The 13,648-nt window shown below is 64.2% G+C and carries 9 protein-coding genes; 3 read left to right on the forward strand and 6 right to left on the reverse strand.

Features of this window, described 5'->3' with window-relative positions; all coding sequences use genetic code 11:
• Nucleotides 1–296: 296 nt before the first annotated feature.
• Nucleotides 297–1,016, forward strand: a complete 720-nt coding sequence (locus VE092_RS01925; RefSeq protein ID WP_324873268.1) for a glutamine amidotransferase — start codon at nucleotides 297–299, stop codon at nucleotides 1,014–1,016.
• Nucleotides 1,017–1,092: 76 nt separating this feature from the next.
• On the opposite strand, the gene VE092_RS01930 is transcribed toward VE092_RS01925, so the two are convergent.
• Complete coding sequence (locus VE092_RS01930; protein WP_174616870.1) at nucleotides 1,093–1,716, reverse strand: arylesterase; 624 nt, start codon at nucleotides 1,714–1,716, stop codon at nucleotides 1,093–1,095.
• Between the two features lie 52 nt (nucleotides 1,717–1,768).
• On the opposite strand from VE092_RS01930, the gene VE092_RS01935 reads away from it, so the two are divergent.
• The gene (locus tag VE092_RS01935; RefSeq protein ID WP_324873270.1) at nucleotides 1,769–2,491 is read left to right on the forward strand and encodes an ABC transporter ATP-binding protein; all 723 of its coding nucleotides are present in this window, start codon (nucleotides 1,769–1,771) and stop codon (nucleotides 2,489–2,491) included.
• Nucleotides 2,492–2,497: 6 nt separating this feature from the next.
• On the opposite strand, the gene VE092_RS01940 is transcribed toward VE092_RS01935, so the two are convergent.
• From VE092_RS01940 to VE092_RS01950, 3 genes are all read right to left on the reverse strand, one after another.
• A complete protein-coding gene (locus VE092_RS01940; protein WP_324873272.1) occupies nucleotides 2,498–3,442 on the reverse strand; it encodes a DMT family transporter in 945 nt (314 codons plus the stop codon).
• Nucleotides 3,396–4,964, reverse strand: coding sequence for an NAD(P)H-hydrate dehydratase (locus VE092_RS01945; protein ID WP_324873274.1), 1,569 nt, complete (start codon nucleotides 4,962–4,964; stop codon nucleotides 3,396–3,398). The genes VE092_RS01940 and VE092_RS01945 overlap by 47 nt, the downstream gene beginning before the upstream one ends.
• 209 nt (nucleotides 4,965–5,173) lie before the next feature.
• Complete coding sequence (locus tag VE092_RS01950) at nucleotides 5,174–6,445, reverse strand: FAD-dependent oxidoreductase (protein ID WP_324873276.1); 1,272 nt, start codon at nucleotides 6,443–6,445, stop codon at nucleotides 5,174–5,176.
• Between the two features lie 491 nt (nucleotides 6,446–6,936).
• Here VE092_RS01950 and purL point away from each other — a divergent pair, with 491 nt between their 5' ends.
• The gene (gene purL / locus VE092_RS01955) at nucleotides 6,937–10,962 is read left to right on the forward strand and encodes a phosphoribosylformylglycinamidine synthase (protein ID WP_324873279.1); all 4,026 of its coding nucleotides are present in this window, start codon (nucleotides 6,937–6,939) and stop codon (nucleotides 10,960–10,962) included.
• A gap of 195 nt (nucleotides 10,963–11,157) precedes the next feature.
• Here purL and VE092_RS01960 read toward each other — a convergent pair whose 3' ends face one another.
• Nucleotides 11,158–12,258, reverse strand: coding sequence for a porin (locus tag VE092_RS01960; protein WP_324873281.1), 1,101 nt, complete (start codon nucleotides 12,256–12,258; stop codon nucleotides 11,158–11,160).
• Between the two features lie 529 nt (nucleotides 12,259–12,787).
• Nucleotides 12,788–13,564, reverse strand: a complete 777-nt coding sequence (locus VE092_RS01965) for a peptidylprolyl isomerase (RefSeq protein WP_324873283.1) — start codon at nucleotides 13,562–13,564, stop codon at nucleotides 12,788–12,790.
• Nucleotides 13,565–13,648: the final 84 nt, after the last annotated feature.

Raw genomic sequence — 13,648 nt, forward strand, 5'->3', positions numbered from 1 at the left:
CACTGGCGCAGCCTGCAGGGGTATGTACGAGGGAGCCGGAGTCCGGGGATCGGTGGTTTTTCTTCCTTCGTCCGTTGGCGTTTCGTCAGCTTTCCACTAGGTGGGAAAATGCACAGTTTGTGCTGTTGAAGTGAAATTCCTGTCATCCGCATGCAATCTTGCGCCGTTTCTGGAATAAACGGCTGCCGTAAGAGTTGTCGCTGCCTCCAGTCGAAGTTCGAAGGCATCGCTCGGGGTACTTCCCACAAGGAATGCTTCCGATGCCATGTTTTGCCCTGAATACCGACCACGTTTTTATGCCTGCCCCAGTCCTGATCATCCAAACCGGCGATGCCAATCCTGCCCTCAAGACCAACTATGGTGGTTATGCCGACCAGATAGGTTGCGCCGCCGGTCTGTGCCACACCGAAATCGAAGTCGTGACCGTCTATGAAGGGGAACGCCCCTCCTGCCCGCGCAGCTACCGGGCCGTCTTCATCACCGGTTCGCCGGCCATGGTGACCGACAAGGAAGACTGGAGCGAGCGCACCGCCGAATGGATCCGTGATGCCGCCGAGCTGGATACGCCGATGTTCGGCATCTGCTACGGCCACCAGCTGCTGACCCACGCCTTCGGCGGTGAAGTCGGCTACAACCCGGCCGGCCGGGCTGCGGGCACCATGCACGTGGAAACGCTGGAATGCTGCCGCCAGGATGAACTGCTGGGCGTGCTGCCGGAGGCCTTCCCGGCGCACATGCTGCACATGCAGTCGGTGCTGCGTCCGCCCAAGGACGCCATCGTCATGGCCCGTTCGCCGATGGACCCGCACCACGTGATCAAGCACAAGCACAACGTCTACTCGACCCAGTTCCACCCGGAGTTTTCGCCCGAGTTCGTGCGCGCCCACCTGCGCTATTACACCGACATCTACCGCGGCTGCGGCATCGACGCCCAGGCCCTGTGCGAAAAGGTCAGCGAAACCCCGCAATCGACAGGTCTGCTGCGCCGTTTCCTGGACCTGTACGCGCGTCATTGAAGCATCCTCACGCTGGATGAACGAAGCCCCTGCGCCAGTAACGGTGGCAGGGGCTTCGGCTTTCAGGGCGGAGGATTTACTTCTTGCCCAGCAGTGGCTTCAGGTGTGGCCAGACATTGTCCAGCAGCCTGGGCTGGGCTTGTTCGTTGGGGTGGATGCGGTCGGCCTGGAACAGCGACAGGTCGGCGGCAATGCCCTCGAAGAAGAACGGCACCAGCGCCACCTTGTTGGCCTTGGCCAGGTCCTGGTACATCGCGGCGAAGCGGCGCGTGTAGTCGGGGCCGTAATTGGGCGGAATCTGCATGCCGATCAGCAGCACCTTGGCCTTTTGCTGGCGGGCCAGGTCGATCATGGCCTGCAGGTTGTCCTGGCTGGTCTTGAGCGGCAGGCCGCGCAGCGCGTCGTTGGCGCCCAGTTCGATCACCAGGATTTCCGGCTGGTGCTGCGTCATCAGCGCCGGCAGGCGATTGCGCCCGCCGATGGTGGTGTCGCCGCTGATGCTGGCGTTGACCACCCGCAGTTCCGATTTGTCCTGCTGCAGCCGTTGCTGCAGCAACCCGGTCCAGCCGGTGCCGCGTTGCAGGCCATATTCGGCCGACAGGCTGTCACCGAGCACGAGCAGGTTTTTTGGGGCAGAATAAGCGCTCGCCGTCGCCAGCACCAGGGCGACGCCCGCCAGTAGCCGCAGCAGCCAGCCCATTACGCTGGTGCGCGCCGCGCCCCTCCCGGACCCCCTTGCCTGATTGCCCTGCATGCCTGCTTCCCTTCCTGACACTGATACCGATACCGCACAATCCACCGTCGTTGCAGCCATTGAAGTCCTTCAGTTATCCAAACACGTTGCCGATGTCGCCGCGCCCGGTGGGCGTTTGACTATCTTGAGCGACATCGATTTTACCGTGGCCGCCGGTACCACGGTGGCCATCGTCGGCGCCTCCGGCTCCGGCAAATCCACCTTGCTGGGCCTGCTGGCTGGACTGGATACCCCCAGCGAAGGTTCCGTGCGGCTCGATGGCGAAGACATCTACGCCCTCGATGAAGATGGCCGGGCATTGCTGCGCAAGCGCAAGCTGGGCTTCGTGTTCCAGTCCTTCCAGTTGCTCGGGCACCTGAACGCCCTGGAAAACGTGATGCTGCCGCTGGAGCTGCGCGGCGATGGCCAGGCCCGCGCCAAGGCCGAGCAGATGCTGGGCCGGGTCGGCCTCGGCAGCCGCCTGAAGCACTATCCCAAGTACCTTTCCGGGGGCGAGCAGCAGCGCGTGGCCCTGGCCCGCGCCTTCGTCACCGAACCGCCGCTGCTGTTCGCCGACGAGCCCACCGGCAGCCTGGATGCGGCCACCGGCGAATCGGTCATCCAGTTGATGTTCGAACTGAACCGCGAACGCGGTTCCACTCTGGTGCTGGTCACCCACGACAACGGTATCGCCGCGCGCTGTGAGCGCACCCTGACCATCGCGGCCGGACGCTTGCTCTGAGCCTGCTCAGACCGCTTCCATCGGATCGGCCGGCGGCAGCGGATGGGCGCGTTTGTGCTCGATATAGGCGATGCCGATCCCGCTGGCGCAGATGATGGCGATGCCCAGCACCGTGATGCTATCGGGGAATTGCCCGAACACCAGCCAGCCCATGCCCGAGGCCGAGATGATCTGGGCATAGAAGAAGGGCGTCAGCACCGAGGCTTCGGCATGCCGGTAGGCGGTGTTCTGCAGGAAGTGGCCGATGGTGCTGGTAATGCCGGTGGACACCAGGATCGCCAGTTCGATGGCTGTCGGCGTATGGGCGCTCCAGAAGAAAGGCACCATCAGCGTCGACAGCACGCTGCCCACCAGCGCACCGTAGAACAGCGTCACCATGGGATTGTCGACCTGGCTGGCCTTGCGGTTGAGGATGGACATGAATGCCATCGTCAGTGCCGACACCAGCCCCAGCGCCACCCCGTGCGGCGGAATGTCGCCACTGGGGCGGATCACGATCAACATGCCCGTAAAACCCACCAGCACCGCGATCCAGCGCGAGAGATAGCTGCGTTCGCCCAGTAGCCAGGGGGAGATTGCCAGCACGATCAGGGGGGCACAGAAATTCATCGCCGTCCCTTCAGCCAGCGGCACGATCTTCAGGACCGAAAAGAAGATCAGCGTCGACGCCAGCAGCAGCGCACCGCGCCCCAGTTGCAGGCCGAGCCGGTTGGAGCGCAGGATGCTGCGCCCGTGCCGGCGCTGGTACAGCGGCGCCAGGGTCACGGCCATGAACAGCAGATTGATGGTGTAGCGCATCCAGGCAATCATCACCACATGGTAGCCGGCCAGGGCCAGCAGCTTGCCTGCGGTATCCAGCAGCGACAGCGTCCACAGCCCGGCGATGAGAAACAGGATGCCCAGCTTATGGCTGGGGGCGATGCGGGGATGCGGCAGGACGGCGCTGGACATGGTCTCGGATGATCTGGTTGAACACCGCCCGGATGGCGGGGATGAATTCGCTGGCGGTCAGCCCCACCGGGCCCAGCCCTGCACCCACCAGCTGGTCGGCGGCGGCGCCGTGGATCCAGGTGGCGGCCAGGGCAGCGGCGCGGGTCGGCCAGCCTTGCGCCAGCAGCGCACCACACAGGCCCGAGAGGACGTCGCCGGTACCGGCAGTGGAGAGCGCCGGGTTGCCGCTGGGGTTGATGAGGATTTCGCCATCGGGGAAGGCGATCACCGTCCCCGCGCCCTTGAGCACGGTGATGGCATTGAACTGGCGGGCCAGCAGGCGCGCTGCCTGCGGGCGGTCCTGCTGGATCTGCTGGGTGTTGCTGTCGAGCAGGCGGGCCGCCTCCAGCGGATGGGGCGTGATGATGCTTGTGATCTCGGCACCGGCCTGGTGGCGCCGGTGCAGCTTGTGCTGCAGGGACGGTTCGGCCGAGATCAGGTTCAGGGCATCGGCATCGATGACGATGTCGGCCTCGCTGTCCAGTGCGCGCGCCAGGATGTCATGCGCGTGGCGCGAGGTGCCCATGCCGGGGCCGATCACCAGCGCCGCGCTGGCGCCAAACTCGACCCGGTCGGCCAGGCGGAACATCAGTTCCGGGTGCTTGTCGTCATAGGCCGGACCTTCGTCGACGAAGGCCACATAGACCCTCCCGGCACCGCTGAAGGCCGCCGTGCGCGCAGCCAGCACCGGCGCACCGGCCATGCCGCGTGCACCACCCACCACGATGACATCGCCATAGCTACCCTTGTGGCTGTTGTTGGCGCGCGGCTTGAGCGAGGTGGCGAAGCACTGCGGTCCGTTGAGGAAGGCGCGCGCCGGCGGGAAATGGGTGGGGTCGATCTCCAGCGGATCGACCACGATGTGGCCGCTATGGTCGCTGCCGTCGCAGGTATGCAGGCCCGGCTTGTCGGAGATGAAAGTAATGGTATGGGTGGCCTGCACGGCCAGCCCCTCACGTCCGCCGACGATGCTGCCGGTATCGGCATTCAGGCCGCTGGGGACATCGATGGACAGCACCGGACAGCGCAGGCTGTTGATGTAGTCGATGATGGGCCGCAGCCTGGGACCGGGCGGGCGCGCCAGGCCGATGCCGAACAGGCCGTCGATCACCAGCGCCCAGGACTGGGCGCGCAAGGCGGTGTCGCTCAGATCGTCGATGAACTGGATCTCGGCTTCGCGCACGCGGGCCAGTGCGCGCCGCGCATCTTCTGGCTGGCGGCTTTCGTCGGCATGCAACTGCACGCTGACTTCGATCCCCGCTTCTTCGAGCAGGCAGGCCGCCTCCAGCGCATCGCCGCCATTGTTGCCGGGACCGGCCAGCACCAGCACCGCCGGCGAGGAGGCCGTGGCCGAGCACAGCAGGTGCTGCGCCTGTTCGGCGACGGCGGCGCCGGCGCGCTGCATGAGGGTGTAAGGGGGCAGGGCGGACAGGGCCTGTTGTTCGACCTGGCGGATCTCGGCAACGGAGTGGAGCGCGCTCATGAGGGGGGTCGCCGCGGCGTTAACGTGAAGACTGGATGGATGAAGTGAAGCTCAGGTAGGGCGCGGCCATGCCACAGGGGCGGGCTGCGCAGGGTGTCACGCACAACGCTGTCGATTTTAAGTGAATTGCGGTGCCTGCGCAGATGCCGCATGCATGAAAAAAATCGACGCCGCGATGAGAGCCGATTTTTTCGCCATCCTTTGCGGGTTCAGGCCAGCAGATCGCGCGGCAGCAGGCCCTCGGTCGGGATTTCCGGCTCCTCACCGGCCACCAGGTCGCTCAGCAGGCGCGCCGAACCCACCGTGGCGGCCCAGCCCGTGGCGCCATGGCCGACGTTGACGAACACATTGCCGTTCCGGGTCGGTCCCAGCAGCGGCAGGCCGTGCGGCAGCATGGCCATGGTATTGCTCCAGAAATGGGCCTGGTTGTAGTTGGCGGCATTGGGATAGTAGTCGCCGGCGATCTTGAGCAGGTTGCGCAGGGCCTTGGGCGGCAGTGTCTGCGCCGGCGGCACGAAGCCCAGCAGGCCGGTGACGCGGATGCGCCCGCCCAGGCGCGTCATGGCGACCTTGTAGCTGTCGTCGTAGAGCGCCATGCTGGGCGCGTCGTCGGGGTTCTTGACCGGCACCAGGGCCGAATAGCTCTGCATTGCCCGCAGCGGCAGCGCCGTGCCCAGCGTCTGCAGCAGCTGGGCGCTGGACATGCCAGCGGCCACGACCACCGCATCGACCTGCATGTGCGAGGCCAGATGCGGCGACTCCAGCACCAGCGTGACGCGGCCGCCAAAATCGGCGCTGATGGACTTGACGGTGGAGTCGAAATGGAAACTGACCCCCAGCTCTTGGGCGGCATTGCGCATCTGCTTGGCAAACAGCACGCAATTGCCGGCCATGTCGTCAGGATAGAAGAGGGCACCGGCCAGCGCCGCTTCCGAGGAAAACGCCGGTTCCAGTGCACGGATGGCCGCCGTGTCCAGGGCCTGTTGCTTGAACTCGCATTGCCCGGCGGCCTCCTGCAACTGTGGCATGCGGGCCGCCTCGGCGGGCTGGCGGAACAGGTGCAGCACACCGCTGCCGTTTTCGTGTTCCATGTTGTAGTGCGCCTGCAGTTGCAGGGTCAGGCTCTGACCGTAGGCCGACAGGCGCGACAGGCGCAGCTTGTTGCCGGCGAAGGCGTGCTGCTGGGCCTGGCGCGTCTGGCGCATCCAGCGCCGACGGCCGAAGTCGGCGCCCGGTGCCAGCAGGACGCGCGGCTCGTCCCGGAAGCGACAGGCGAAGGTGGCCATGGCTCCCGGCAGGGTCAATGGCATCGCCGCACCCGGGGCCAGCAGGCCGGAATCGCCGAAGGTGGCTTCCTCGGCCACGTGGGCGCGGCGCTCGATGACGGCCACCTCATAGCCCTTGGCGGCCAAAAAATAGGCGCTGCAAATCCCTGAAAGTCCCCCGCCGATGACGGCGATCTGTCGATGTGTACTGTTCACTCTGTTCGTCTTGGAAGCGGCCTGGCCGCTGTGGTCATGGTCATCGGTTCTGCGTTCGGGTGCGCCGTGGGCTCTTGCCGTCCCGGCCGGTCTCATCCCGGGACAGGGCGGCGGCCATTTCCGATGCGGGCCGAATGATACCGCGAAAATTTCCTTGCCGTTCGGATATTGCCGCAGCGCTACATTTCTGCCAGGACCGGGCCGTAGTTCCAGTCCCTGCGATGGACAACGCGCGGCGCCCGCGTGGCGATGACAGCCGCATCGCCCAGGCGCCTGTGCTCGCTTTGCCTGGGACGGGGACCGGCGTCCACTGTATAATGCCGGCTCTGCCAGCAAACGCGCGCACGATCCATCAGTCCGCCGTACCCGAAACTGCACGTTTTTACCTAGTGCGGTGCAACATCCGAGGGTGCGGCCGGTGTCGGTGGACCGGTCCCTGCCGCGATGCTGCGACGGTTTTCCCGATTCAAGCTAACTGCCTCGACCTCGCCATGCTGATCCTGCCGGGCTCCAATGCCCTTTCCGCTTTCCGTACCCAACGCCTTTTGACCCAATTGCAAGCAGTGGACGCCGCCATTACCGGCGTATCCGGCCGCTACCTGCACTTCGTCGATGCTCAGCAGGCATTGACCCAGGAGGATGAGGCACGCCTGAACGGCCTGCTGACCTACGGCGACCCCTTCAACGGCAGCGACGAGGGCGATGCCTTCGTGGTGATCCCGCGTTTCGGCACCATTTCGCCGTGGGCCAGCAAGGCCACCGACATCGTGCGCAACTGCGGCATGAGCCACATCCACCGGGTCGAGCGCGGCATCATCTTCCGCGTGCAGGTCAAGACCGGTCTGCTGGGCGGCGCCAAAAAGCTCAATGAAGCCAGCCTGCCGGCCGTGGCCGCGCTGCTGCACGACCGCATGACCGAGACCGTGCTGCGCGATCCGCAAGAGGCGGCCGGCCTGTTCTCCGAACTGCAGGCCCGTCCGCTGGAGAGCGTGGATGTCATCGGCGGCGGCCGTGCCGCCCTGGAAGCAGCCAATACCGAGCTGGGCCTGGCCCTGTCGGATGACGAGATCGATTACCTGGTGGCAGCCTTCACCAAGGCGCAGCGCAATCCGACCGATGTCGAACTGATGATGTTCGCCCAGGCCAACAGCGAGCACTGCCGCCACAAGATCTTCAACGCCGACTGGACCATCGACGGCCAGGTGCAGGACAAGTCCCTGTTCGGCATGATCCGCAACACCCACCAGCTGGCGCCCAAGGGCACCGTGGTGGCGTATTCGGACAATTCTTCCGTCATCGAGGGCGCCAGCATCTCGCGCTTCTACCAGCGCGGCGCTACCAAGGGCAACGTCTACGAAGCTTCGGAAGAGCTGACCCACATCCTGATGAAGGTGGAAACCCACAACCACCCGACCGCGATCTCGCCGTTCCCCGGTGCCTCCACCGGCGCTGGCGGAGAAATCCGCGACGAAGGCGCGACCGGCCGTGGTGCCAAGCCCAAGGCCGGCCTGACCGGTTTCACCGTCTCCAACCTGATGGTGACCCACGCCGTGCAGCCCTGGGAAAACGCCCGTGACGTGGCCCAGCCGGCTGCCGAGCGCGACGCCCACGCCCAGGGCGGCATTTACGGCAAGCCCGAGCGCATCGCCTCGCCGCTGCAGATCATGATCGACGGCCCGCTGGGTGGCGCGGCCTTCAACAACGAATTCGGCCGTCCCAACCTGGGCGGCTACTTCCGTACCTACGAACAGAACGTGGGCGGCCAGGTGATGGGTTACCACAAGCCCATCATGATCGCCGGCGGCATGGGCAACATCTCGGCCAAGCACACCAGGAAGAACGACCTGCCGGTGGGCAGCCTGCTGATCCAGCTGGGTGGCCCCGGCATGCGCATCGGCATGGGCGGCGGCGCCGCTTCCTCGATGGCCACCGGCGTGAACACCGCTGACCTGGACTTCGACTCGGTCCAGCGCGGCAACCCGGAAATGGAGCGTCGCGCCCAGGAAGTCATCAACGCCTGCTGGGCACTGGGTGACGACAACCCGATCCAGTCCATCCACGACGTGGGTGCGGGAGGTCTGTCCAACGCCTTCCCGGAAATCACCAACGACGCCAAGCGCGGCGCCCTGTTCGACCTGCGCAAGGTACCGCTGGAAGAAAGCGGCCTGGCTCCGCGCGAGATCTGGAGCAACGAGTCCCAGGAACGCTACGTGCTGGCCATCCTGCCGGAACACCTGGACCTCTTCAAATACCTGTGCGAGCGCGAGCGCGCGCCCTTCGCTGTGGTCGGTACCGCCACCGAAGAGCGCCAGCTGAAGGTGATCGACCCCGAACACAACAACAGCCCCGTGGACATGCCCATGGACGTGCTGCTGGGCAAGCCGCCCAAGATGCACCGGGATGTGACGCACGTCGAGAAGCGACTGCCGCCGGTGGACCTGACCGGCATGGACCTGGTGGAGGTGGCCCAGCGCGTGCTGCGCCTGCCGGCCGTAGCCGACAAGTCCTTCCTGATCACCATTGGTGACCGCAGCGTGGGCGCCATGACCGTGCGCGACCAGATGGTCGGTCCCTGGCAGGTGCCGGTGGCTGACGTGGCCGTGACCGCCATGGGCCTGGAAGGCTATCGCGGCGAAGCCATGGCCATGGGCGAGCGTACCCCGCTGGCCGTGATCGACGCCCCGGCCTCGGGCCGCATGGCTGTGGGCGAAGCCATCACCAACATCGCCGCCGCCCCGATCGCCGAAATCGGCGACATCAAGCTGTCGGCCAACTGGATGGCAGCCTGCGGCCAGCCCGGCCAGGATGCCGCCCTGTTCGACACCGTCAAGGCAGTCGGCATGGAGCTGTGCCCGGCGCTGGGCGTGTCCATCCCCGTGGGCAAGGACTCGCTGTCCATGCGCAGCACCTGGAGCGACGAAGAGGGCGCCAAGTCGGTGACCTCGCCGGTGTCGCTGATCGTCTCCTCGTTCGCCCCGGTGACCGACGTGCGCCGCGTGCTCACGCCGCAACTGCGCAAGGACAAGGGCGAGACGGTCCTGATCCTGATCGACCTGGGCCGTGGCAAGAACCGCATGGGCGCCTCGGCCCTGACGCAAGTCATGCAGCAGATCGGCAACGAGACCCCGGACGTGGATAGCGCCGAGGACCTGAAGGCCTTCTTCAACGCCATCCAGCAACTGAACTCCGAAGAGCGTCTGCTGGCCTACCATGACCGTTCCGACGGCGGCCTGTACGGCACCCTGGTGGAAATGGCCTTTGCCGGTCACACCGGCATCTCGGTCAACCTCGACATCCTGACCATGGAAGGCGAGCATGCCGCTGACTGGGGCGATTCCAAGAACTGGACCACGCAAGTGGCCGAGCGCCGCAACGAACTGACCCTGCGCGCGCTGTTCAGCGAAGAACTGGGTGCCGTGATCCAGGTCCCGGCGGAACAGAAGTCGGATGTCATGAACGTGCTGCGCAGCTACAACCTGGGCGCCTGCAGCCACATCATCGGCAAGCCCAATGACCGCGACGTGGTCGAGTTCATGCGCGACGCCAAGAACATCTACAGCCAGCCGCGTGCCGAGCTGCACCGCACCTGGAGCGAGACCAGCTGGCGCATCGCCCGTCTGCGCGACAACCCGGCCTGTGCCGATGCCGAGTATGAACGCCTGCTGGACGCCGCCGACCCCGGCATGACGCCCAAGCTGACGTTCGACCCGCAGGAAGACATCGCCGCGCCCTACCTGTCGCTGGGGGCTGCTGCCCGTCCCAAGGTGGCCATCCTGCGCGAGCAGGGCGTGAACTCGCACATCGAGACCGCCTATGCCATGCACAAGGCCGGCTTCACCGCCGTGGACGTGCACATGAGTGACCTGATCGCCAACCGCGCCAAGCTGGATGACTTCAAGGGCTTCATCGCCGTGGGCGGCTTCTCCTATGGTGACGTGCTGGGTGCCGGCGAAGGCTGGGCCAAGACCATCCTGTTCAATGCCCAGCTGGCCGAGCAGTTCTCGCGCTTCTTCCAGCGCCAGGACACCTTCTCGCTGGGGATCTGCAACGGTTGCCAGATGATGAGCAACCTGAAGTCCATGATCCCGGGCGCCGAAGCCTGGCCCAAGTTCACCCGCAACAAGTCCGAGCAGTTCGAGGCGCGTTTCGTGATGGTGGAAGTCGCCGATTCGCCCTCCATCTTCATGCAGGGCATGGCCGGCACCCAGGCGCCGATCGCCACCGCCCACGGCGAAGGTTTTGCCGACTTCTCGCAGACCGGCGACATCGACAAGGCCATCATCGCCATGCGCTACGTCGACCATCGCGGTGCGGCCACCGAAGCCTATCCGTTCAACCCGAACGGCTCACCCCAGGGCATCACCTCGGTGACCACCCCGGACGGCCGCTTCACGGTCCTGATGCCGCACGCCGAGCGCGTGTTCCGCACCGTGACCCAGTCCTGGCACCCGGATACCTGGGGCGAGGATTCGCCGTGGATGCGCATGTTCCGTAATGCGCGCAAGTGGGTGGGCTGATCGTCGATCTGACGACATGATGCCGGATGCGTGACGGAGTCCGGGTTGCCCTGCTGGTGGGGAATCCGGGACTGGTCAGGCAGTACAGGCGAAAAAAAGCGCAGTTCCAAAAGGAACTGCGCTTTTTCTTTCTGCTTTCTGAATGGTTCCCGTTGTTAGCACGCTCTCCCGAGGGAGAGCGCCTTCACGCCCGGATCAGAAGATGTGACGAATGCCAACACCCAGGGTGGTGACGTTGTCCTTGCCGGCGGCCTGGCCGGTCAGCTCGTAGCGGGCTGCGTCCTTGGCCTTGTTGTAGTCCACGATGGTGTACAGCTGGGTGCGCTTGGACAGCGCATAGTCCGCCCAGGCCACCACGGCGTAACGCTTGCCGTCGCCGACATTGCCCACACCTGCGACCGAGGCGTTCTGGCTCTTGTCGTAGTAGAAGGCGCCAGTCAGGGACAGGGCGGCGGTTGCCTGGTAGGAAGTACCCAGGAAGTAACCCTTGTCCTTGCGTTGCACGCCAGCGATGCCGCCAGCCGAGGCGGTGCTGTTGCTCATGGCCATGTAGGCAGCGGTGGTGCCGGTGCTGTCCTTGATGTTGTAGTAGCCGCCGAACAGCTTGGCTGCGCCGATCTTGTAGGACGCCGACAGGTTGTAGGTGGTGTCCTTGTTGTCGCTGTTGGTCGCGCTCACAGTTTGCTGCCAGCCGCCGCCGACCGAGAACGGGCCGGTGGTGTATTGCAGCGAGCTGCTGATCTGGCTGCCACGGCGGGCCGAACCGGCTTGTTCGCCAGCGGCGTAGGACAGGCCGACGTTGAAGCCGCTGAAGCTGCCGTAGTACTTGATCATGTTGCTGTTGCGCACCAGGGTGCCAGCAGCCGGCAGCCAGGAGTTGCTGTCGTAGTTACCGACGGTCAGCGGATCGAAGTGGTCAGCCATCAGGTCGAACAGGGGCGTGTTCTGACGGCCGATGGACACCTTGCCGAAGCTGCCACCCAGGCCAACCCAGGATTGACGGTTAAAGATGGTATTGGCCTGGCTCATGCTGCCGTTATCACCGTTGAAGCCGTTTTCCAGCTGGAACATGGCCTTCAGGCCGCCACCGAGGTCTTCGGTACCCTTGAAGCCCAGACGGCTGTTGGCGATGGCGCCGTTATCCATGCGCACGTTGCTGTTGCCCTGCGCATTGTCGCTGCTCAGATAGCGGATGCTGGTATCGACGATGCCATAGATGGTCACGGTGGATTGGGCAAACGCTGCGCCGCCGGTGGTCAGGCCGGCTGCCAGCAGCAGCATGGAACTCTTCTTCATAGGTATTTCTCCTGAAAGCACGAATGTTGTGTTGTTGATGGCGTCGTGGATCAGCCTTGTGTGCTTCTCCCCGAAACACCTTTTTCTTGGCTGCGAACCAGGACTCCCTTGTTTCCTGCTCCCGTGGCGATTCGCAGCCTGTCCCTATTTGGAACAGGATCGAAGAATATCAGAACGATGGTTCGTAAATTGCGCAAAATGCTGCGGGTTTATTCTTCTTTTTTAATTATTTAGTGAATTTATATGTTTATGAAAAATTTATTGGATAAATCTTTTATAAGAATAAATCTTCACTATGACGCGCAAGATAGGATTCCCGCGTGGCGGGAAGGCATCAAAAAGACGCTTTTGGGAGGAATTGCGGAGGATTTGAACGGGTTTTTGACGGCAGCTGCATGAGTTGTGCGTCAATTCGTAGCTAAAATGCAACATGCCCGGCAAGGAAACCTTGTCCGGGCATGTCGGTGGAGGGCGGTGGAAGACCTGGGGGTCTTCCTTCAGCCACTCGGGCTGCGCAGGCGGGAGGGGCTTATTGCACCTTGGCCTTGGCGCGCAGTTGTTCCTGATAGGCCTGCAGCTTCTTCTGTTGCAGGGCTTCGGCGATCTGCGGCTTGACTTCTTCCAGGGTCGGGACCTTGGCAGCGCGCACGTCTTCCAGCTTGATCACGTGCCAGCCGAACTGGGTCTGCACCGGAGTCTGGGTGATTTCACCCTTCTTCAGGGCCACCATGGCGTCGGAGAACGGCTTGACGAAGGAGGCCGGGCTGGCCCAGTCCAGATCGCCACCGTTGGCGGCCGAACCGGTGTCCTTGGATTGCTTGGCCAGGTCTTCGAACTTGGTGCCGGCCTTCAGCTTGGCGATGATGGCTTCGGCGTCTTCCTTCTTGTCCACCAGGATGTGGCGGGCGTGGTATTCCTTGTCGCCGGCCTGGGCCTTGAACTTGTCGTATTCGGCCTTGATGTCGGCGTCCGACACCGGGTTCTTCTTCAGGTAGTCGGCGATCAGGGCGCGGATCACGATGGACTGGCGGGCCAGTTCCAGCTGGTTCTTGACGTCGGTGCTGTTGGCCAGGCCTTGCTTGTCGGCTTCCTGCATCAGGATTTCGCGGTTGATCAGCTCTTCCTTGATGGCGCCGCGCAGCTGCGGGCTGTCGGGCTGGCCTTGCGCAGTCATCTGCTTGACCATCAAATCGGCGCGGGAGGAGGGGATCGCCTTGCCGTTCACGACGGCCAGGTTTTGTGCGAAGGCCGGGATGGAAGCGATTGCGAACAGCAGCACCAGCAGACGAGCAGGTTTGAATGTCATTGTTGAATCCTAGAAAAGAAAGGAATGAATCAAAACGGAGAAAAAAACAGGAGGGGGCTTGATAAGCAGGCGTCGGTCTTTGTT

It is taken from the genome of Herbaspirillum sp. (assembly GCF_035644555.1).
GTDB lineage: Bacteria > Pseudomonadota > Gammaproteobacteria > Burkholderiales > Burkholderiaceae_D > Herbaspirillum.